Raw genomic sequence first — 18,617 nt, 5'->3', positions numbered from 1 at the left:
ATGTTAGGTAATAGCCATAAACGGTAACGGGAATTCCAATTATGGAAAGGCAGGGCCTCGTTTGGGATGACGTCTCGGTGTTCCTCGCCGTTGCTCGTTCGGGCTCTTTAAGCGGCGCCGCCGCTGCGCTCTCAATCGGGCTGGCGACTGTTTCCCGGCGGGTCGAGCGGCTGGAAGCGTCTCTCGGACGCCCGCTCTTTCTACGGGATCACACTGGTTACCGGCTGACCGAAGAAGGCGCGGTCCTGATCGAACGCGCCGAGGAGATGGAAGCCGCTGCGCGGGCCTTCGGATCAGGCTTGCCCGAAGAGCCAGAGGTGTCGGGAACCGTTCGCCTTGCCACCGCCGAAAACCTCGCGACCGCACTCATCATTCCTGCACTGCCGCGCCTGCGCCTCGCCCATCCGCGATTGACGCTGGAGATCGCTACCGACATCGCCACCGTGAACCTGCACCGCCGTGACGCTGACATAGCGCTGCGAATGATCAAGCCCGACCGTGGGCATGTCTCGGTGCAGCGCCTGGGAACGCTTGGATACGGTCTCTATGGCGCGCAGTCGTACATTGCAGGCCGCGCCGGACGTCTCGAAGTCGACTTCGAACAGGACGAATTCATCGCCTGGGCCGAGGGGTACGGGCATCTTCCCGCTGCGCAGTGGATCGAGCGCGCCCTGCGCGGTCGGGCACCGGCGGTCGTGACGACGTCGCTTGCAGCCCAGTTGGTCGGCTGCGCTTCGGGATTGGGTCTCGCCGTCTTGCCGCATTTTCTGACGCAGCCAGGCGAGTTGACCTGCCTAGACGCCGACCTTGGCATCGATCAGCCAATCTGGCTCGTGACGCAAACCGATCTCGTGTCCTCGCGCAGGGTCCAGGCCGTCGCAAACTTCCTGCGCGAGGTCGTGTCGGAACAACGGGGCGCTCTTAGCGCGGCTCGCCCCTCTTAGACTGATGCATACGGCACGAAGACCGTGGCTGGACGAAATTTGAGGAGCGGCCGTTCATCCCAATCGCAGCATTGGTAAAAACGGGCTCGAAGCAGACCTGCGGCGGTGCTGCAACTGACAGGCGGCGGTTCCGTCCCTGTTGCCCGCAGCTTGATGGCGTCAGCCAGCCCTAGTAAGACATTCGTGCTTTGCGTAGCTTCGTCTATACAGAGAGGCCAACGCAACTGGCCTAACTTCCCGAATCTGCCATTCAAAGGGTAATAGCTGTCCAAACAAATGCCGCACCTCCAACCAATGGCCGCGATATGCAGTAACCGCTCTTTGTGAATTCAAATCGTAGCGGCAATGGTCTGCTACGGAACCCCGATTTCAGTTTTTGTCTCTGCCCTAAGCAGCAGCGCTGCTAGGCGTCACCGAAGTTTGTTGATCCAATTCAAACCGTGCCATCAAGCCCGAGAGTTTGGTTGCATCAGCCTGCAACATGTGGCCAGCGGCAGTCGCCTGTTCCACCATTGCGGCGTTTTGTTGGGTCACATTGTCCAGCTGGCTAACACCGGTGTTGATTTCCCCTAGGCCCGTTGATTGCTCAACCGCGCCATTGGCAATGTCTGAAATCAGTTTTGAAATTTCGTTCACCCTTCTGACAATGGTGCCGATGGATTTTCCGGCATCGCCAACCAGGGTAACGCCCTGCTCAACTTGCTTCGAACTCTCGGTGATTAGCACCTTAATCTCAGTCGCTGCATCGGCAGACCGCTGCGCCAATCCGCGTACTTCGGAAGCAACAACCGCAAACCCTTTGCCTGCTTCCCCAGCACGCGCAGCTTCAACACCAGCGTTCAAGGCCAGAAGGTTGGTCTGGAAAGCGATATCATCAATAACACTAATGATCTGCGCAATCTGATCAGAGGAACTCTCAATTGTTGACATCGCCGCAACCGCCTTGGTGACAATTTCACCGCTGCTTTCGGCTTCCTTGCGAGCCTCATCCATGGTGTTTTCAACATTGCGGGCACCATCTGCAGCAGATTTCACCGAGACTGTCATTTCTTCCAAGGCTGCGGCCGTCTCTTCCAGCGTGGCGGCCTGACTTTCGGTCCGATGCGACAGATCATCCGAGGCTTGGCTGACTTCAGTGGCCCCGTTTTTAATGCTCTCACTTGCCCCAACCACCTGTTTCATAGTGTCTTTCAGCGAGACCACCGCTGTGTTGAAGTTCGTGCGTAGCTCTTCGTATTCACCCGGGAAACTCCCACTGATCGTGCAATCCAACCGGCCACGTGCCATCTCGCCCAGATGTGACCCTACAGTTTTCACCACATGTTCAGCATCTTGCTGGCTTTTGGTGGCCTTTGCCTGCGCTTCTTCAGCAACAAGGGTCTGCGCGCTTGCTTCTTCTTGCTGGTGTTTAAGCTCAGCATCGGCCGCGATACTTTTGAGCATGCTAAGCAACAAAACGCCCGCTTCCAGCAAAACAATACCTGCGTGCAAAACGGTGCGCTGCAGGTTCGCCATCAAATCACCACTGGGGTACACCATCTTGGGCAACAGAACGCTAAAGGAAATATGGTGCAGCGCGATCAAGACAGTTGCAAAGATCAATGCCCTAGGATTTGCTAAGGTTGAGACAATGGCAAGAGCCGCAAAGAACATCATATGGGCATCTAGCTGCCAAGCGTGGCCACTCAGCGATGCTGTCAGCAAGATACAGTGGGCCACAAAGCTGAAACTCAACAAGTAGTCTCTTGTTGAGGGAGGCAGGGCCTTTGACACATAGGTAAGAACACCTAGCACCATGCTGAAACCCGCAAAGACCCACCAATTGCCATTGCCATTAAGGTAGAGTGCGGCAACTGCCGGGCCTGGCACCAAGAGCCAACTGGTGATTTGCTGAATGCTACGTTCGTTTGCAAAGATCCCGCTGACGGAACTCGATTTATCCCCGGAGGGTTTCATATTGCGCATATTTCTAAGACTCTTTCACCATCAATAACCAGCCAAGCACCATGCGCGTAAAGCTGGGAAACGCTTTCAGGACTTTCCAGAGCAACCAGAACACCCAAGGGCGCGCGCTCTGGTGCCACTTCTTGCACGCCGGCCTTGTTAGCAATCCATGCGGCATCTCCCCAAGGAGACGCAACAACCAATGCGATGTCTCCAACTTGTGGGCGTGCCTGCATAAACAGCGGCAAGATTGGTGAACAGATCACAATGGCCGTGGCGATCATCATGAGTGCTGCATCTGAAACGGTAACTTTCATCTTGAGAGCTTTGCAGCAAAATCCCTTATCGAATCTAAAGACCCAAGGAACTGCCCTGACAAAAAAACCGACAATCTTAATAGGTCGAAAAGAAAAGGTCACATTTTTGAGAACTGCTGTCTGTGTCGGACTGGGAGAAGTCATTGCGGCTCAGTTCTTTAAGTGTAGCAATGTCCGCCTAGACACAGTCCGACCAGTGAATTTGCGACATGGAGTTCACAATGTCCGCTTTCATACGGTGGCGCAGCGGTCACAGGCTATATTCCTAGGTCGAAAGGCAGATTTTGCAAAGGTCGCTATCTGCGCATAGCTGCCCTTGGTGCGAGCCGCAGCATAGTTGTATTGCCTTCCGGCCTATGAATGGCCGCTATCGTCACGCTGTGGTTTGATCCGCGCAGGTGCAGCGAATGACCGAAAACCGCCCATTGTTGTATTGCGCTGTCACAAGCCGCCAATTCCTCTTCGAACACGAAAACCTACTTGTGATCGACTAGCGTCCTATCTTCATCTTCAGGGTTCTCTAAATCTCAGCGAAACATTCCAGTGATAGAAAAGTGTTCACAAGCAGATGCATAAGGGGAACCATGTATGAAGAAGATGGCACAAATCGACTTGACCGCCTGTAGCGACAACGCGTTCGATATACTCGCCCGGTGTCAAAGGGCCGCCAGACAGTCACAGGTATCTCAGGCAGATGTTCAAGAATTTCTTTTAGAAGCGGTTGACGGTAATCACACCCATCTTCTAGCCACCGTGTTGAAGTACTTTGAGGTATCAATGGTAGGTGCAGCAGACTGAAACTACCGAACACTGGCATGACCGCCGGAGGGGTTCAAAGGGAAGAGGACACGAAGAAAACAGTTGATACGGGGGGGCGCCTCCGAACATTCTAGCTGAGAGGTGTAAGCTCCTTTGAATGCTCAGCAAGGCAGCGGCTTTCGCTGTGGGGGCAGATCTTGTTTGACACATGAGGCCTTTTGCATTGTTCGCATCCAGAACGACGACGTAGAAGGCAGTCGCACTTGGGGCTCGATCTGGGCAAAAAGACCATATGTACCGTTGAACAGGCACTCTTTGCCGCCAATCCCATTAAAAAGTGTCCCTTTGATGGGACTTATTTTTTAAGGCTTTCTCTAGCCATCGAGAAGTGGCGTTTGCTCTTGGATCTGTAACAGGGAACGGTGGTATGACGGTATCTAAAGTGGGAAAAAAGCTAAGATTGCCGAGCCGCGCTGTATATTTTTTGATTGGGGAAAAGGATGGGGCAGAGGAGCCATTTCTGAGAAGCTGTGGTCAAGTGCGCCATATGGGTGTCATGCGCCCGCTTGTAGATCCCGATGAGGTTGAAAATTTCAGTAGTAAGTATCGGAAGTTGATTGAAATTGTTGACTACAAATCTCGTAATCTTCCGAGGGTTCGCGAAGAACTACGCTCGAAGGGGATCTTTCCTGTTTGGGACTCTGGAGATGTCGGAGCTGAGATTTACAGAATCTCGGATCTCTAATGTTCCCAGATTGGGAAAAGGTCGCTCAAACGAGCGGCCTTTTTTTGTTCCTTCGAAAAAACCTTTGGGCGCAAATGACCTGGTTTTTGGGTGATAACACCGCCGAAATGTATATGGATTTACCTTAAGGTTCTGAAAGTAATAGTAAAAATATTCAGCCTTGGGTCTCAATTGCTTGGTGAGACACTTGTGTTCTGACCACCAATTAGTGGCCACCGGCCGGGTCAGAATAGCCAATTTGCAAGCATAAGAAGTCTATCGGGCGGAAACGCCCGATTTTCTTGTTTTTGGCCCCTGAAGCATAATGCCAGAGGTTCGACTCTGTCCCAAGGGATACCCTTCGAGCTTTTTGACACGCTTCAATCCATCAAAACCTCGACCAACCCATCCAAATGACGCTTGGCTTTTCACCAATCCCCTGCATGTGCGTCGATCAGGTTCCAGAAGGCAGGGCTGTGATCGTGGTGCTTTAGGTGCGCCAGTTCATCAATGAGCACATAGTCGACACACTGCCGCGGCGCTTTGACCAAGTGACGATTGATGATGATCTCGCCGGACGGGGAGCAGCTTCCCCATTGGCGTGCCATCTCCAGTAGTCGAAAGGGTGGCGGTGCATCCACCCAGGGGAGGATTTTTGCCAACGCATCAATGCGACGGCTCAGGCAGTCACGACCTCTCACGAGGTTCCAGGCACGAAGACGGCCTTCGATGACATCTTCCATACTCACCAAACCAAAATACTTTGAACCAACATGTAACAGTTTGCTATCTCGCCCTCTCTTCATATGTATCCGCCGCACTTTCGCGACGGGAAACTTGGAGATCAAAATGAAAAACTTCGACGTACAATCTATCGGCCTTACTGTTTCCGCAAACGTGGCGTTTGACTACATTTCGCAGCCGTCCAACTTGCCGAAATGGACCAATGCGTTTTCACGCGCAGATGCCACAACGGCTGACCTTGTTACGCCAAATGGTGAAGTTCCAATCAAGTTGCAAACTGTGGTGTCACGGGACGCGGGTAGTGTCGATTGGTTAATGACTTTTCCCGATGGTTCAACGGGTGCAGCGTATTCACGGATCACGCCAAACGGCGATGATGAAGCCATCTATTCCTTCGTGCTGATGGCTCCGCCTGTTCCGCTCGAAGCATTGGAAGGTGCGCTTGAAGCCCAAAAAGGCATTCTCTCGGGCGAGCTGGAAGAACTGAAAGGAATCCTTGCCGCATGATCATCTTTGATCCTTTACAAGTGGAGGCCGCGCGACAGGGAAGTCGCGCGGCCTTAGACGCGCTCATTCACGCGGCAAAAGGCCCCATTTTCAACGTCGCGATGCGGATGCTTGCCCATCGCGAGGACGCCGAAGACGCGACGCAGGAAATTCTGATCAAGATCATCACTCACCTTGGTGATGTGCGTGACGTCAATTTGGCTGGCGCGTGGGCTTTTCGTGTCGCGACCCGCCACCTGAGTGAAACCGCGCGGCTGGGTCGGGTCGAAAAGATGCGGATGACTTTTGATGATTTCGCTGAAGATCTGCATCACGATCAAGGTGACGCCGCACATCTTGGATTGACCGAAATTGAACATCAGCTTGCGTTAAAGGAAGTGAAGGTCGGTTGTACGTTGGCAATGTTGGTGTGCCTGTCACGGCCACTGCGCATGGCCTATATTCTGGGTGATATCTTCGAGATGACAGATACAGAAGCCAGTAGTGTTCTAGAAATCCCAGCCGGCACATACCGCCAAAGGCTGCGGCGAGCGCGATCTACAGTCAGCGGGTTCATGCAAAAGAATTGCGGCATCCAATCTGAACAGGCGCAGTGTCGCTGTGACAACCGTATCGCACCCGCCCTCAAGAAGGGACGTATCGCGAAGGGCTTCACACATCTGGACGGCGATCAGGTTGGGCACAGGGCTCCGGATGTCATCACGCAAGATGTAGCAGTATTGGAGGATGTACAACGCACAGTCGCGATCATGCGATCGAACCCGCAATTCGCGGCCTCGGTTCCGTCATTGGTCGAGCAACTGCTGGACCAGATTTCGTAAAGCTCCCCCGAAGACCAAGAGGCCTTCGGGGGAGCAGGCGATATTGCGATACCAATTCGACAGAACGCTCAATCGCGGCCTTTTGGTCCCCAAGCGGGTCACCTGTCAAAAGAGAGGGCTGGAAACGGACGTCCCTAATTTCAGAAATACCGATAAATTCGAGCCACCAAGACAGATAGCTTGACTGATAATCAGACCCGTATTTCGCCGACGCACCGGGCGCATAAACACCCGCTGTGTAAAAGACACGCGCCACTTTGTTTTCCAGCAACCCACTATATCCGGCCTCTGGGTCAAACCCAAAAAGCAATCCAGGTTGGGTAATGATATCGATGTATTGCTTTAGCTTGTAGTCGACACCGCAGTTCCACATCGGAACCGAGAAGACATATTCATCCGCATCGGTAAATCGTTGTGTGATCGTGGCAATCTGATCCCACGCTGATTGGGTTTCATTGTTCATTTCGCCTAGGCCAAAGAATGTCATCTTGGCCGCAGCTTTATCGCCGTCGAATTCAGGCCGATCTTCTTGCCACAGATCAAGAGCATCAATTTGCACGCTGGGCTGACGAGCCTTGCGTTCGGCAAGATACGGATTTGCCAATTTTGAGGATTGTGAGTTATCGCCGCGAGGCGACGCTAGCGAACAGCAATGCGAACGCCGCAGTCCAGTGTCGCGCACTGTTCAGCCCCTTGGTCTGCGCCTTACCACACAAAGCGCAGGGGCGTGCAGAGGGTCAGCAGAGGGTCAAAGGTGTATCAGGCGCCGTCTTTCATCAGACTTTGGAATGCGACCCGGCGGTGGCTTTCGATTGGTGCCGGACGGTGGGTTTTGCGATTGACATAGACATGGACAAAAAAACCCTCGGCGGTGGCTGTGGTCTCGTCATTGCGGAATAGGGCGACTTCGTATTTGATTGAGCTGGAGCCCAGCCGGGCCACCCGCAGACCGGCTGTTACCTTATCGGGAAACCCCATTTCAGAATAGTACTTGCAGCCTGTTTCAACCACCAGGCCATAGGTTTCAGAATTGCGCGGGTCCAACAGACCGCGTTCGATTAGCCATCCATTCACCGCAGTGTCAAAGAGAGAATAATGGACCACATTGTTCATGTGGCCATAGACGTCATTATCCATCCAGCGGGTTTGCAGCGGATAGAACGCGGGGTAATCCGCGCGGGTGGTGATCGGTGCCTTGTCTCCCATCACCAGGCTGCCTCGTAGATGTTGTATGCGTCCCTTTCGGTGACCTCGCGGGGGTTATTGACCAGAAGACGCTGCTGAACCATCGAATCCGATGCCATTTTGGCGATGGCCTCTTTGGGGATATCCACGTCCCGCAGGCGGGTTTTCATGCCCAGATGTTTGGACAGATCTGCCAGCGCGTCAATGAAGGCGGCACAGCGTGCCTGGCTGCCTTCGATCGCGGCGATCTGTGGAAAGGCGTCTGCGGCAATCTCAGCATAGAGCATATGGGCGTCGGGCGCGTTAAAGCGCAGCACATGGGGCAGAACCAGGGCGTTCGACAACCCATGCGGGATGTGGAAGGTGCCGCCGATGGGATAGGCCAGCGCGTGTACCGCAGCCACCGGCGAGTTGGCAAAGGCCTGGCCCGCCAGCATCGAGCCCAGCAACATGGCGCCGCGTGCATCTTTGTCCTGACCATTGAATACGGCGGTTTCGATGTTGGCGCCAAGCAGGCGCAGCGCTTCGCGCGCCAGCATTTTGGACAGAGGGTTGTTGTTGGCCGATTTTGACGCATAGGCTTCGATCGCGTGTACCATCGCGTCGACACCGGTGGCGGCGGTAATATGGGCGGGCAGACCCACAGTCAGGTCTGCATCCAGCACCGCAATATCCGGCAGGATGACCGGTGAAGAGACGCCGCGCTTTTCCTCGGCCCCCACCGTGATGATCGAGACCGGGGTAACCTCGGACCCGGTTCCGGCGGTGGTGGGCACTAGAACCAGCGGCAGGCGTGGGCCCTTGGCCTGGGCAACACCCCAGGCTTCGTCCAGATCCTCACCCGACCCCAGCAACAGCGCCACCAGTTTCGCCACATCAAGGGATGAACCACCGCCAAAGCCCAAGACACCGGTCGCCCCGGCTTCGCGTCCAAACTCCACCGCCTGCAGTAGCGTGTCACGCGACGGGTCCGCCTCTACTTTGTCAAAAACCGCAACGCTGTGTCCGGCAGCTTCAAGTGAGGCGATGGCGGGATCCGCAAGCCCCAGTTGGCGCAGGCCGGGATCTGTCACCAGCAAGACCGATTTACCCAGCGTTTGTCCTGCCACCTCAGAAAGGCGTGCCGATGCGCCGGTTTCAAAAACCAGAGATTTGGTGGTGTTGAAAATGAATGGTGTCATTTTGGTGTCCTTGAGTGCTGTGTCACGCCTCTTCCTTGTCGCTATCACGCCGTTTGAGCCGCATGACCTTGCCCGCCCCCCTGGGCAGAATTACTGGGACTGTTCGTATTACAGTTATAGGTTTTTAGGAGCAAAGCCGGTCTCCACAATAGGCACGAATTGCTCTAAGATCGGGTTACGTTCCGTCATCTGATAGCACAAAGGCCACTGGGACGCCTGCTGGCGCTGCATCTGCGCGATGGGTTGCCTCCCCCGCGAACGCGCCCACTTGCTGAAGCGCCGCGTTTGGAAAAGTGCTCAACTTCGGCTTCGCTGGTTTAGTATAGGCTATTAAATGCCTAGCCCAAAGGTCGTGCTTTGGGGGATGGATGCATAAATGATCCCATTCGTGAGGCCAGGAAACAGGCGCGTTCCCTTGGCTCTTGATCCAAAGGAACGACACTTGGTCCCCAAGCCCCCTCGCAACCCAAGCAGAGTGCCCGAGCCCCGCGCGAGGAGTGCACCGCAAGAAAACCACTGGCCGTGGCGTGATTGTCATTCGCGATGGTACCGAAGCGACGTAAGGAGGGTGACTAGCAACTGTATTTCTCAGTCGGTGAAGACCATGCGGAAGGTGAAGCTGTAATTTCCTGGAGAAATCGCTTTGGGAGAACGCGGTAAGCGGGCTTTTCGAACCGCCCCCAATGCTGCCTGGTCTATTGCAGCGTGGCCAGAGCTTTGGGCGAGGGAAACCGCAATCAGACGTCCCTTGGTTGAAACCGAGATATTTAATCGGACTGTGTCCCGTCCGCCCCCGCGCGGAGGGCGTTTCTGCCGCTGAATGCGTGCAATGATGGCAGCCCCCCAGCGGTTTTTTAGATTGGCGGTGGCGCGGCTCGGATCACCGGTTGTGGTGGCCTGCGTTCCTGCATCTCCCTTGATCTCTTGCTGCTGTTTGCCTGTAGCTTGCTCTTGCTGGCGGGCCGCTGAAGCTGTGATCGTAGGTTTTTCTGGCGCGACGGGCTTTGCTGGCGGCGATGGAGACGCCGGAGAGGTCGGGCTTGCATCTGCGAAGGGCGCTGTCGGACGTGGGGGCGAAGGGAGGGCAATATGGGATACGGGAAAGGGCACCTCGGGGCGCGCAGGGGGCGTTGTAAACTGGGGTTGGCTTGCCACTTCAGGAGTGGCAATTGCCGGGGAAACATCCGGGGCATCCGGCGGGCGGTTCCACTGCTTGGCTTGTTGCACGAGTTGCTGAGAGGCGGCAGCCAATGTGACCTGACCACTGCCGCCACTGCCTGAACCCGCCGCTCTTGAGCCGCCGTTGTCCAGCACCAGAAAGGGCAAAATATGCAGCGCCAAGGCTGTGCCCAGGCAAATGGGAAACAGGGCCGGTCGACTCATGGCCTGGTCCCTCTGAGAGTAACAGATCGGATGCCAGCATCGCGCAACTTGGAGATCAGGAGGACCACCTCTCTGGCCGGCACTTTGGCATCAGCGCGGAGGGACAGGGTCTCAAGTTCCGAAGCCTGCGCCAAAACAGCGGTCATGGCGTCTTCGGCTTGCGCACCGGAAAAATGTAGTCGACCATCCGCAGCCATGAACAGCAAGGCTTCTGAGCCAGAGGGCTCACCAGTTTCCAGCTGCGGTGGCGCCACCGCAAAGGGCGCGCGTGGGGCGATCTGTGACGACAGCAGGAAAAAGATCAGCAGCAAAAAGACCACATTGATCATCGGCAGGATCGGCTCGCCAGTTTGCCGCTTTTGGGGGCGCGAGAAATCCATCGCCCTTACTCCATGACCACGAGCTGGGAAAACCCGGCCCCTGTCAGCGCTTCGGCTGCATCCATCAGCTGCTGCAGCGAGGCGCTGGCGTCTGGTTGCAGGAGGATTGCATCCGATTTCTCACGGGTGAGCTTGGACATCTGTTCTACCAAGGCTTCGGTTTGCACCGGAATTCCGTTCAGCCGCAGCCCGTCAGCTGTCACCAGAACCAGACGCGGCGGGCCGGAATAGGCGGCGCTCCCGCCCGCCATTGCCAGCGGCACCGCTCGGTCGTGGCCGAACTGCGAGGCCAGCATGAAAAACACCAAGAGCAGGAAAACCACGTCGATCATCGGCGCAAGACTCAGGCGTCTTTTGGCCCGTGGTGTTCCAAAAATCAGTGTCATTCAGCAGCCTGATGCAGGATCGGTCGGGTGGCCGAACTGGTGAAAACACGGGTCGCAATGTCTTCCATGGCGGCCTGTTCGCGCTCAGTCAGACCCTCAACCCAGGACACGAGCGCCGAAGCGGGAATGGCCACGGCCATGCCGGCAGCGGTGGTCAATAGCGCCTCCCAGATCCCGCCGGCCAGCACCGATGGGTCGGCACCGTTGCCGCTGTCCTGTAGAGCCTGGAAGGCTCCGATCATGCCCAAAACAGTCCCGAGCAAGCCGACCAGAGGCGCAATGGTGGCGATCAATTCCAATGGGCGCAGCCCCCGGCGCAGGACGGCCAGTTCCCCCTTGGCGATGCGTGTGACTTCCTTTTCCGCCATCTCGGTGCTGAACGCCGGCGTCAAAACGGCCTGCATCGCAGCCTGCGTCACCCGATCCCGTGGCGTGCGCGCAGCGCTATTTGGGGCTGCGTTGCCCCTGCGCCAGAGGTCGAGCCAGGCTTCTGCCTGTGATCTGCGCCAAAGGCCTGCTTGCATCAGCTCTGCCACCCGCCACAGCAAGAGGGAAAGGGTGAGGACCGAGAGAGCCGCGATCACCCAAAGGGCAGGGCCACCGCGCGCCATGAATTCAAAAAGAGGGGCAAAGGACATCGTGCTCTCCGTGAGTGACCTAGTTTAGTGACCTGGGTTTTCCGGGTCGGTCTGATCGGCACCCCGGTCAAACTGTGCGGCATAGTCCTCTGTCAGGCTGTTGGATCCCTGCAGCACGCGCCACTGACGGATCCCATTGCGCCAGCCAGCCCGGCCTTCGCGGCTTTGTGGCTCTTGGGCGCGGTCAGCAGGGGTTCCTGACTGCAACAACTGCCAAACCGCAGCTTTCCCCTGACAGTAATCTTGGGCGCCCCAGTCGCCCAGCAGCTGTTGAAACGCGTCAAAGGCGGTACGGTTAAAAGGCTTGTCTTCGCCAAGGCGCCCAATGACCGGGTTTTCGGGATGTACACCGCAGCAGGGCACCCAGCCCTCGGGGATGGGCGTGTTGGCGGAATGGGTGCGATCGGCTTTCAGGAGCTTGGGCAGCACATGTGTGTGTGGCCCTTCAGGAGATTTGCCGCCGGTGTCGGGGCCGCCGATCATCTGATAGACTTCGACGCGACCGATCTGGGTCAGCACCACGCGATGTGGATGGGCTTTCAGAATGGCCCCCATCGCCGGATTGCCCTGTTCAAAAAGCGACCGCCCCGCGTTTTGGTTCAGCACTGCCAAAAGCTCGGGGTCAGCAGTACGGATACAAAAATCGGCCTGATACTGGCCCAGCCCCATATCAAAGAGCTCGGCACTGCGATCCTCCATGCGCAGGGCGTCGGTGTCTGGGCCAAGCGCTGTCAACACGTCGCGCTGGTGCATTGCCGCATCCTCTGTGGGCAGGCACAGCGAGACCGCCTGGGTCCAGCGATGGGGCTTGGGGCTGAGGGTTTCATAGGCCACCGGGCGCACCCCCTCCAGTCTGTCAATACTGACGCCGCCGCGACTGGTGAGCTGCATCAGCCCGGCATGGTCGGCTGGCGCCGGATCGCCATAGACATGGTGGAATTCGCCAATGGCCCCAAAGGACCCCATGTTCCAGCCGCAGTCTTCTTGCGTCAGTGCGGTTTTCAAGATTTGTTGAAGCTCAGGCATGTTCTGCTCTCCTGCTGTTGGTTGATTTCCAGTCCAGAGCGCCGCGATGGACGGCCTGGTAGACGGCCTTTCCGACCGCTTCGCCAATGGCGGTGTGAAGCCCGGCATAGGGGGTCGCTCCGGCGGGGGCTGCGACGGCGAGACAATCGGTGCCGGTGCCCGTTGCGGTTCCGCTGGGCAGGTAAATAGCGGCCTCCATCACGGCGGCGGTGCGGGCTTGAACGGCAATGCTCATGGCTTCGATCAGCCCGGTTTGGCTCAGCCCTTCAGACAGGTGCAATGCCACATTGATGGTGCCCCAGTTGCGGCCAGAGTAGTCCACCCGGCTGCCCACACGTTCGGCATTGGAAAGGCCAACGGTAGCAACGGCATGGGCAGATATGCCTTCCACCTCCGCCATGGCCTCACAATAGTTGCGCACATCGCGCGAAGTCAGAAAGGCGACTGCGTCTTGGCTGCCGCGCGCGGATAGCTCGCTTGCGAACCACTCCTCAACTTCCAGCTCGGGAGGCAGATCGCGGTTGCGGACCTCACGCCAGAGAATGCGGCGGGCGGTGACAAAACCAGGAGGGTTTACCGCCCAGCTCAGCACCTGCATGTCAGCGCCTAGATCAAACTCGATCCAGGGGCGTTGCAGTGTGACGCGGCCCATCACAGCACCTCTAGCGGCTGAAACACAGGGCCTTCGGCAGTGTTTTGATGCCAGACCGAAATGCCAAAAGCGCGGGCCATCAGATCCGGCGTCAGCACCTGGGTCGGCGTGCCGTCAGCTAGAATGCCCCCTTCTGCCAGCAGGATCAGCCGGGTACAGTGGCGGGCGGCCAATCCCAGATCATGCAGGGATACCAGGGCCGAGCGGCCCTCGTCGGCAAGCGCGGCAAAGACCTCCATGGTGGAAATCTGATGCGCCGGGTCCAGCCCGGCGGCGGGCTCATCCGCCATCAACAGCGGTGTATCCTGGGCCAGGGCGCGGGCAATCAGGGCGCGCGCCTGTTCGCCACCGGACAGCCGCGAGGCGGCACGCTGGCGGAAGCGCTCCAGCCCCATCCGACTGATCGCCTGATCGATTAGTGCCTGGTCGGCGGCGGGCAGTCGCAGCCCTTGGGGGAGATGTGGCAAGCGGCCAAGGGCGACAAGCTTTTCCACCGGGATCGGCCAGGCAATCTCGCGCGATTGCGGCATCCAGGACACCGCCCTGGCACGCTCTGAGGCGCTCATTTCGGCGAGTGAGCTGTGCCCGGTTGCGGGGAGCAACCCAAGGGCGGCGCGCATCAGGCTGGTCTTGCCGGTGCCATTGGGGCCAAGCAGGCCCACAAACTCGCCCGGTTTGATATCGAAGGACACATCCTGAAGCACCGGGCGGTTGCGCAATGTCACAGACAGGTTCTGAACGGATAGCAAGCTCATGCCAGGCCCTTCCGGGTCTTGTAGATCAGATGCAGAAACAACGGCGCACCCACCAAAGCGGTGACCACGCCGAGTTTCAGGTCGCGCGCGGGCAGAATTACCCGCACGGCGATATCCGCCAGCTGCAGCATGACCGCGCCGCCTAGCCCCGAGGCCCAGAGCAGCCGAGAGGGTTGCCCCCCCACAAAGGGGCGCAGGATATGCGGCACCACCAGACCGATAAAGCCGATGGCCCCGGCAACCGCTGTAGCGCCACCAATAATGCTGGCGGTGCCGATGACCAGCAAGAGCCGCAGCCGGTTCAGGTTCATCCCGAGGGTCTGCGCCGCGTCCTCCCCCAGCGTCAGCGCATCCAGGCCGCGCGCCAATGTCAGCAGGATCGCGATGCCAACACCCACGAAGGGCAGCACCAGCCAGACATGCACCATCGAGCGGTCGGCCAGGGATCCCATTATCCAGAACACGATCTCATTTGCAGCAAAGGGATTGGGCGACAGGTTCAGCACCAGCGCGGTGAGCGCGCCTGCCAGGGCTGAAATCGCAATACCAGCCAGGATCAGCGACAGCGACCCGCCCTGCGGTCCGGCCAGAGACATAACCAGGAAAACACCCGCGAGGGCACCCGCCAGGGCCGCCAGCGGCAGGCCCAGGGGCAGCGCTGCCGCCAGCCCGGTGTTGATCGCCAGCACCGCGCCCAGGGCCGCCGAGGAGGAGACACCGATCAGACCAGGTTCCGCCAGCGGATTGCGCAGATAGCCCTGCATTGCGGCTCCGGCCAGGCCAAGTCCGCCACCAATGACAACGGCCAGAATGGCACGGGGCAGGCGGATTTCCTGCATCACCAAGGTCAAGGGGCCGTAGCTGTCGTCGAACAACGCAGCCAGGCTTTCGCCCAGGCTCACATCGGCGGGCCCCAAGGAAAGTGACACCAGGAACAAGGCCACAACAGCAGTCAAAAGCGACAGTATCAATCGTGTCATTGCAGGGTTTCCTTTTCCAGCAAATGGCGGCGTTCCTGAGCCAGCTTTTCGATGGCGCGCAGCACATGCGGCGTGCCGCAGACCCAATCCGCATCACGCATCTGTCCAGAGGCACTTTGGGCGATCAGTTGCCGCACCACGGGGTGGGCTAGGTTTTCTTCACTGCGCGAGGCACGCGGATAGGGCGAGGTCGTCACCAGCAGATCGGGTTGCGCCATGGCCAGTACTTCCAGGGGTAGCTTTCCAGAGCGCTCATAGCCAAGTTCGGCAGCAATATTGCTGAGCCCTGCGGATGCCAGGATTTGTCCGGCCAGGGTTTTGGGCCCAGAGGTGTAGCTGTTGGCAGCATAGAGCGCGGCACGCGGCTGCAGCCCGGTCCCGGGCAGCAGGTCTGTTAGCTGCCTGTCAAACTCCGACAGCAGGTCTGCGGCGGCCTCCTGTCGCTGCAGGACCTCGCCCATTTCGCGGATGCGATTGCGTACATCCTGTAGGGAGTTGGCGGGTTGGAAGACCTCAACGCGCACGCCAAGACGTTGCAGCATGTCGGTTGTTGCCCGTGTTGAATAGGCACCGGCGATGACCAGATCGGGCTTGATCAGGTAGATTTCTTCTGCCTGACCATGATTGACCGGATAGGCCATGGCTGTGTCCGCCATGGCCGAGGCACGCTTGTCGCGCGCGATATAGGAAACCGAGGCCAGCTGCCCGGGGGCCGCCAGCAGCATGGCCAGCTGATCCGTGCAGAGGTTCATTGAAACCACGCGCGCGGGCCCGGCAAAGGCGCCAGTGGCGGCCCAAAACAGGGCCAGTGCTATTCCGGGCAGTTTGCGCATGGATCAGAACGAGGCCTTTACGCCGAAATAGGCGGCACGGCCTCGTTTGGCATAGCCCCAGACATCCGCGTAATCCTCGTCAAACAGGTTGGTGACACGGCCTGTCAATACCACGTTGTTTGTTAGCTCATACTGGGCCGATAGATCCACGGTGGTGTAGTCTGGTAGTTGGGCGGTGGCATAGGAGCCAAAGAACTGGCTGTCCCAATTGGCGGCCACATGGCGGAGGTCAGCCGTTACGGAGCCACGGCCATTAAAGGCCTGCAGGGTGGCGCTCAGCAGTAGCTCATGCTCGGGGCGACGGATTTCAACAGACCCATCGGGGTTGCTGGCGTCCAGATAGGTGTAGGTCAGACGCAAATCGAGGGTGTCTGTGGCGTCGAGACTGGCGGCGAGCTCAACGCCCTTTCGGTCACTGTCACCTGCCTGGTTGCGGTAGGATCTGGTGGTGGGGTTTACCACATAGTTTTCGATCTCACCGGTCAGGGTCTCGTCAAAGTAGGTCACGTCAACCAGCCCGCGCCCCTGCAGGAATGGGACTTCGACACCGATATCGAAACTGCGGTTTTCTTCTGGTTTCAGGTTCGGATTGCCGAGATAGGTGGTTGTGCCATACGTCACATTGGCAAAGAGTTCGAAATAGGAGGGGTTAACCACGCCTGTCCCCGCCGAGCCATGCAGGCGGATGCCACTGCCCGCAAAAGTATATGAGGCGCTGGCGGTCCAGCTGGTTGCATCCTCAAAGGCGCTGTTATTGTCGCGCCGCACGCCAAGTTGCAGATCCAGGCCATTGGCAAAGCTGCCACGGTACTCCAAGGCGAATGAGTTGGTGCGGCGCGCATAAAGCGGGTTGCTGCTGCTGGAATCCTCTTCCCATTCCAGCATCGCGTTCAGTTGGTGATTGGCCTGATCAACAGGCTGCCCATCCAGACCAAAGCTCAGCAGATATTTGGCTGCTTCTGTCGTGGTCTCGGTTGGGGCGCCACCATTGCTGGCGCTGTCAAAATCGGTGCGCTCCAAAGACAGGCGATGCTTCAAACGCCCCCCCAAGGTGTCCAACTCGGCATAGATCTGCGCCAGGCTCTCGTCCCGCTCGCTGAATTGGGTTGGATCGTCCACCACATAACCGGCCGCATCGGTTGCGATGGCGGAGGTGCTGTCGCTGTCGTAGTGTTCGTCCGAGCTGCGCAGGTTGAAGCCGAGTTTCAATCGTTCCGTGGCGAGGTAGTCGCCTTTCAGCTGAAGTGTCGTGCGACGAATGCCATCTTCTTCGCCGCCATCGCCGGAGATGTCGTAGCCATCGTCTTGGTCATGGGCCAGGCTGAAAGAGATGCCACCACGCTCAGAGCGTGTGGATACCCGTGCAGAGGCGCGGTAGCCGTCAGATCCAACCTCGGCGCTGCCACCGTATTCGGTGCCGATGCCGCCGGTCTTGGTAATGATGTTGATCACCCCAGCCGAGGCGTTGGAGCCATAAAACACTGATTGTGGCCCCCGCAGGACCTCAATGCGTTCGATATTGGCGGTGTCCAGACCGGACAGGATGTATTCGCTATCGCCGCCAGAGGCTTCAACGCCATCAATCAGGATCAGGGTGTGGTTGGCTTCGCCGCCGCGAATGCGGATTTGAGTGAAACTGTCACCGGAGCCATTGACCATCAGGCCGGGCACTGCCCGCAGTGCATCCTGGACGGTGGTGATGCCGCGTTCCTGGATTTCTTCGCTGGTGAGAACCGAGGCCGAGCGGCCGTATCTTTGTGCCTCAATAGGCGTGAAGCCACCAGAAATGATGATCTCGCCCAGGTCGGTAACCTCAGAGTCTTGGGCCAATGCAATAGCGGGGGTCGCGGCCAGAGCCGCAGCCAAGGACAGGCGTGCCTTGCGCATAGTTCAATTCCTCCCGGCCTGGTGTCAAAGCACAGGCCAAGCAGCTGCCCATAGCGGACAGCTCGTTCAAAATGAGAGCCTTTGAGAGGACGTGCCTCCGCAGACGGTGAAAACGCCACCACTACGGAAAACCGTTATCTACAGCGCGCCCCGCACCGGGATAGGGTGATCATTCTGGCAGGTCTCCTGACTTGCGGGTCGAGGCTTTGCTGCGCCTTCCCGCCCTATTAGGGCAGTGGCATTTTGCAGCATTGCTCTCCGCTCACAGTTGCGGGGGCAGTCACGGATTAGGCGCCTATTGGCTACACCTCACCGTGTTCCCTATTATCCGGGTGGTCTCCCAGCCGGACCAGAATGCTCACGACTTAGTCCGGCATTGTCCGCTCTGTCAAGAAGCGAGTTCAAAGCGGATCGCTTGAGAACAGTCGCATGGTGAGGTTTTGGTGCGCAGCACGGTTGTGTCTCGAATCTGGTGGAAATTCTCTGGCGGCGTTCTCCGAGCATGTGGATTTGGGCCTGATCAGGCCGCGAGGTCAAGTCTGATCGGGGCGATGGGCTGAGCCAAGGTTTC

General features: G+C 57.9%; 20 protein-coding genes and 1 riboswitch. Of the genes, 4 read left to right on the top strand and 16 right to left on the bottom strand.

The annotated features are described in order from the left end of the window. Nucleotides 1-41: 41 nt before the first annotated feature. Nucleotides 42-944 carry a LysR family transcriptional regulator gene (locus QZ268_RS19400; protein WP_295455753.1) on the top strand — a complete coding sequence of 301 codons (903 nt, stop codon included), beginning with the start codon at nucleotides 42-44 and terminating at the stop codon, nucleotides 942-944. Between the two features lie 387 nt (nucleotides 945-1,331). Here QZ268_RS19400 and QZ268_RS19395 read toward each other — a convergent pair whose 3' ends face one another. Together QZ268_RS19395 and QZ268_RS19390 are read right to left on the bottom strand one after the other, a co-directional pair. Then, the gene (locus tag QZ268_RS19395; RefSeq protein WP_365322983.1) at nucleotides 1,332-2,678 is read right to left on the bottom strand and encodes a methyl-accepting chemotaxis protein; all 1,347 of its coding nucleotides are present in this window, start codon (nucleotides 2,676-2,678) and stop codon (nucleotides 1,332-1,334) included. Nucleotides 2,679-2,896: 218 nt separating this feature from the next. After that, entirely contained in the window at nucleotides 2,897-3,349 is a 453-nt protein-coding gene (locus QZ268_RS19390; RefSeq protein ID WP_295455751.1) for a hypothetical protein, read from the bottom strand. A gap of 1,042 nt (nucleotides 3,350-4,391) precedes the next feature. Here QZ268_RS19390 and QZ268_RS19385 point away from each other — a divergent pair. Beyond that, the gene (locus QZ268_RS19385; protein ID WP_295455749.1) at nucleotides 4,392-4,709 is read left to right on the top strand and encodes a hypothetical protein; all 318 of its coding nucleotides are present in this window, start codon (nucleotides 4,392-4,394) and stop codon (nucleotides 4,707-4,709) included. A gap of 407 nt (nucleotides 4,710-5,116) precedes the next feature. Here the strand turns inward: QZ268_RS19385 and QZ268_RS19380 are convergent, their stop codons facing one another. Further along, nucleotides 5,117-5,431 carry a M48 family metallopeptidase gene (locus tag QZ268_RS19380; protein ID WP_295455747.1) on the bottom strand — a complete coding sequence of 105 codons (315 nt, stop codon included), beginning with the start codon at nucleotides 5,429-5,431 and terminating at the stop codon, nucleotides 5,117-5,119. A 106-nt stretch (nucleotides 5,432-5,537) separates the two neighbouring features. Here QZ268_RS19380 and QZ268_RS19375 point away from each other — a divergent pair, with 106 nt between their 5' ends. Further along, nucleotides 5,538-5,939, top strand: coding sequence for an SRPBCC family protein (locus QZ268_RS19375; protein WP_295455746.1), 402 nt, complete (start codon nucleotides 5,538-5,540; stop codon nucleotides 5,937-5,939). Continuing rightward, nucleotides 5,936-6,760: an RNA polymerase sigma factor gene (locus tag QZ268_RS19370; RefSeq protein ID WP_295455744.1), complete on the top strand. Its 825-nt coding sequence runs from the start codon at nucleotides 5,936-5,938 to the stop codon at nucleotides 6,758-6,760. Before QZ268_RS19375 ends, QZ268_RS19370 begins: the two co-directional genes overlap by 4 nt. Here QZ268_RS19370 and QZ268_RS19365 read toward each other — a convergent pair. The 13 genes from QZ268_RS19365 to QZ268_RS19305 form a co-directional block, all read right to left on the bottom strand. Further along, a complete protein-coding gene (locus tag QZ268_RS19365) occupies nucleotides 6,687-7,442 on the bottom strand; it encodes an NAD(P)H-dependent oxidoreductase (RefSeq protein WP_295455742.1) in 756 nt (251 codons plus the stop codon). The genes QZ268_RS19370 and QZ268_RS19365 overlap by 74 nt on opposite strands. 77 nt (nucleotides 7,443-7,519) lie before the next feature. Further along, nucleotides 7,520-7,966, bottom strand: a complete 447-nt coding sequence (locus QZ268_RS19360; protein WP_295455740.1) for a thioesterase family protein — start codon at nucleotides 7,964-7,966, stop codon at nucleotides 7,520-7,522. Continuing rightward, a complete protein-coding gene (locus tag QZ268_RS19355; protein ID WP_295455738.1) occupies nucleotides 7,966-9,126 on the bottom strand; it encodes an iron-containing alcohol dehydrogenase in 1,161 nt (386 codons plus the stop codon). The genes QZ268_RS19360 and QZ268_RS19355 overlap by 1 nt, the downstream gene beginning before the upstream one ends. A gap of 588 nt (nucleotides 9,127-9,714) precedes the next feature. Then, the gene (locus QZ268_RS19350) at nucleotides 9,715-10,509 is read right to left on the bottom strand and encodes a TonB family protein (RefSeq protein WP_295455736.1); all 795 of its coding nucleotides are present in this window, start codon (nucleotides 10,507-10,509) and stop codon (nucleotides 9,715-9,717) included. Continuing rightward, entirely contained in the window at nucleotides 10,506-10,889 is a 384-nt protein-coding gene (locus QZ268_RS19345; RefSeq protein ID WP_295455734.1) for a biopolymer transporter ExbD, read from the bottom strand. Before QZ268_RS19345 ends, QZ268_RS19350 begins: the two co-directional genes overlap by 4 nt. 5 nt (nucleotides 10,890-10,894) lie before the next feature. Continuing rightward, the gene (locus QZ268_RS19340; protein ID WP_295455732.1) at nucleotides 10,895-11,275 is read right to left on the bottom strand and encodes a biopolymer transporter ExbD; all 381 of its coding nucleotides are present in this window, start codon (nucleotides 11,273-11,275) and stop codon (nucleotides 10,895-10,897) included. Then, nucleotides 11,272-11,913 carry a MotA/TolQ/ExbB proton channel family protein gene (locus QZ268_RS19335; RefSeq protein ID WP_295455730.1) on the bottom strand — a complete coding sequence of 214 codons (642 nt, stop codon included), beginning with the start codon at nucleotides 11,911-11,913 and terminating at the stop codon, nucleotides 11,272-11,274. Before QZ268_RS19335 ends, QZ268_RS19340 begins: the two co-directional genes overlap by 4 nt. Before the next feature lie 24 nt (nucleotides 11,914-11,937). Beyond that, nucleotides 11,938-12,939 (bottom strand): hypothetical protein, encoded by a 1,002-nt coding sequence (locus tag QZ268_RS19330; protein ID WP_295455729.1) that lies wholly within the window; start codon nucleotides 12,937-12,939, stop codon nucleotides 11,938-11,940. Further along, on the bottom strand, nucleotides 12,932-13,591 hold the full coding sequence (locus QZ268_RS19325; RefSeq protein ID WP_295455727.1) for an adenosylcobinamide amidohydrolase: 660 nt from the start codon (nucleotides 13,589-13,591) through the stop codon (nucleotides 12,932-12,934). Before QZ268_RS19325 ends, QZ268_RS19330 begins: the two co-directional genes overlap by 8 nt. After that, complete coding sequence (locus tag QZ268_RS19320) at nucleotides 13,591-14,346, bottom strand: ABC transporter ATP-binding protein (protein ID WP_295455725.1); 756 nt, start codon at nucleotides 14,344-14,346, stop codon at nucleotides 13,591-13,593. The genes QZ268_RS19325 and QZ268_RS19320 overlap by 1 nt, the downstream gene beginning before the upstream one ends. After that, nucleotides 14,343-15,326 (bottom strand): iron ABC transporter permease, encoded by a 984-nt coding sequence (locus QZ268_RS19315; protein WP_295455723.1) that lies wholly within the window; start codon nucleotides 15,324-15,326, stop codon nucleotides 14,343-14,345. Before QZ268_RS19315 ends, QZ268_RS19320 begins: the two co-directional genes overlap by 4 nt. After that, nucleotides 15,323-16,159, bottom strand: a complete 837-nt coding sequence (locus QZ268_RS19310; protein ID WP_295455722.1) for an ABC transporter substrate-binding protein — start codon at nucleotides 16,157-16,159, stop codon at nucleotides 15,323-15,325. Before QZ268_RS19310 ends, QZ268_RS19315 begins: the two co-directional genes overlap by 4 nt. Before the next feature lie 3 nt (nucleotides 16,160-16,162). Continuing rightward, nucleotides 16,163-18,046, bottom strand: coding sequence for a TonB-dependent receptor (locus QZ268_RS19305; RefSeq protein ID WP_295455720.1), 1,884 nt, complete (start codon nucleotides 18,044-18,046; stop codon nucleotides 16,163-16,165). Nucleotides 18,047-18,204: 158 nt separating this feature from the next. Beyond that, a riboswitch (cobalamin riboswitch) is annotated at nucleotides 18,205-18,415 on the bottom strand. Nucleotides 18,416-18,617: the final 202 nt, after the last annotated feature.

Source organism: uncultured Pseudophaeobacter sp. (assembly GCA_905479575.1).
GTDB lineage: Bacteria > Pseudomonadota > Alphaproteobacteria > Rhodobacterales > Rhodobacteraceae > Pseudophaeobacter.
Note: the sequence above shows the minus strand (reverse complement) of the source record. Positions and strands in the feature narration are given on the sequence as shown.

What these genes read in the sequence shown, in the direction of transcription:
- QZ268_RS19340 (WP_295455732.1), bottom strand. Translation starts at nt 11,275, where the DNA reads ATGACACTGATTTTTGGAACACCACGGGCCAAAAGACGCCTGAGTCTT.
- QZ268_RS19350 (WP_295455736.1), bottom strand. Translation starts at nt 10,509, where the DNA reads ATGAGTCGACCGGCCCTGTTTCCCATTTGCCTGGGCACAGCCTTGGCG.
- QZ268_RS19335 (WP_295455730.1), bottom strand. Translation starts at nt 11,913, where the DNA reads ATGTCCTTTGCCCCTCTTTTTGAATTCATGGCGCGCGGTGGCCCTGCC.
- QZ268_RS19385 (WP_295455749.1), top strand. Translation starts at nt 4,392, where the DNA reads ATGACGGTATCTAAAGTGGGAAAAAAGCTAAGATTGCCGAGCCGCGCT.
- QZ268_RS19355 (WP_295455738.1), bottom strand. Translation starts at nt 9,126, where the DNA reads ATGACACCATTCATTTTCAACACCACCAAATCTCTGGTTTTTGAAACC.
- QZ268_RS19315 (WP_295455723.1), bottom strand. Translation starts at nt 15,326, where the DNA reads ATGACACGATTGATACTGTCGCTTTTGACTGCTGTTGTGGCCTTGTTC.
- QZ268_RS19370 (WP_295455744.1), top strand. Translation starts at nt 5,936, where the DNA reads ATGATCATCTTTGATCCTTTACAAGTGGAGGCCGCGCGACAGGGAAGT.
- QZ268_RS19360 (WP_295455740.1), bottom strand. Translation starts at nt 7,966, where the DNA reads ATGGGAGACAAGGCACCGATCACCACCCGCGCGGATTACCCCGCGTTC.
- QZ268_RS19400 (WP_295455753.1), top strand. Translation starts at nt 42, where the DNA reads ATGGAAAGGCAGGGCCTCGTTTGGGATGACGTCTCGGTGTTCCTCGCC.
- QZ268_RS19310 (WP_295455722.1), bottom strand. Translation starts at nt 16,159, where the DNA reads ATGCGCAAACTGCCCGGAATAGCACTGGCCCTGTTTTGGGCCGCCACT.
- QZ268_RS19345 (WP_295455734.1), bottom strand. Translation starts at nt 10,889, where the DNA reads ATGGATTTCTCGCGCCCCCAAAAGCGGCAAACTGGCGAGCCGATCCTG.
- QZ268_RS19325 (WP_295455727.1), bottom strand. Translation starts at nt 13,591, where the DNA reads ATGGGCCGCGTCACACTGCAACGCCCCTGGATCGAGTTTGATCTAGGC.
- QZ268_RS19380 (WP_295455747.1), bottom strand. Translation starts at nt 5,431, where the DNA reads ATGGAAGATGTCATCGAAGGCCGTCTTCGTGCCTGGAACCTCGTGAGA.
- QZ268_RS19305 (WP_295455720.1), bottom strand. Translation starts at nt 18,046, where the DNA reads ATGCGCAAGGCACGCCTGTCCTTGGCTGCGGCTCTGGCCGCGACCCCC.
- QZ268_RS19330 (WP_295455729.1), bottom strand. Translation starts at nt 12,939, where the DNA reads ATGCCTGAGCTTCAACAAATCTTGAAAACCGCACTGACGCAAGAAGAC.
- QZ268_RS19375 (WP_295455746.1), top strand. Translation starts at nt 5,538, where the DNA reads ATGAAAAACTTCGACGTACAATCTATCGGCCTTACTGTTTCCGCAAAC.
- QZ268_RS19320 (WP_295455725.1), bottom strand. Translation starts at nt 14,346, where the DNA reads ATGAGCTTGCTATCCGTTCAGAACCTGTCTGTGACATTGCGCAACCGC.
- QZ268_RS19390 (WP_295455751.1), bottom strand. Translation starts at nt 3,349, where the DNA reads ATGACTTCTCCCAGTCCGACACAGACAGCAGTTCTCAAAAATGTGACC.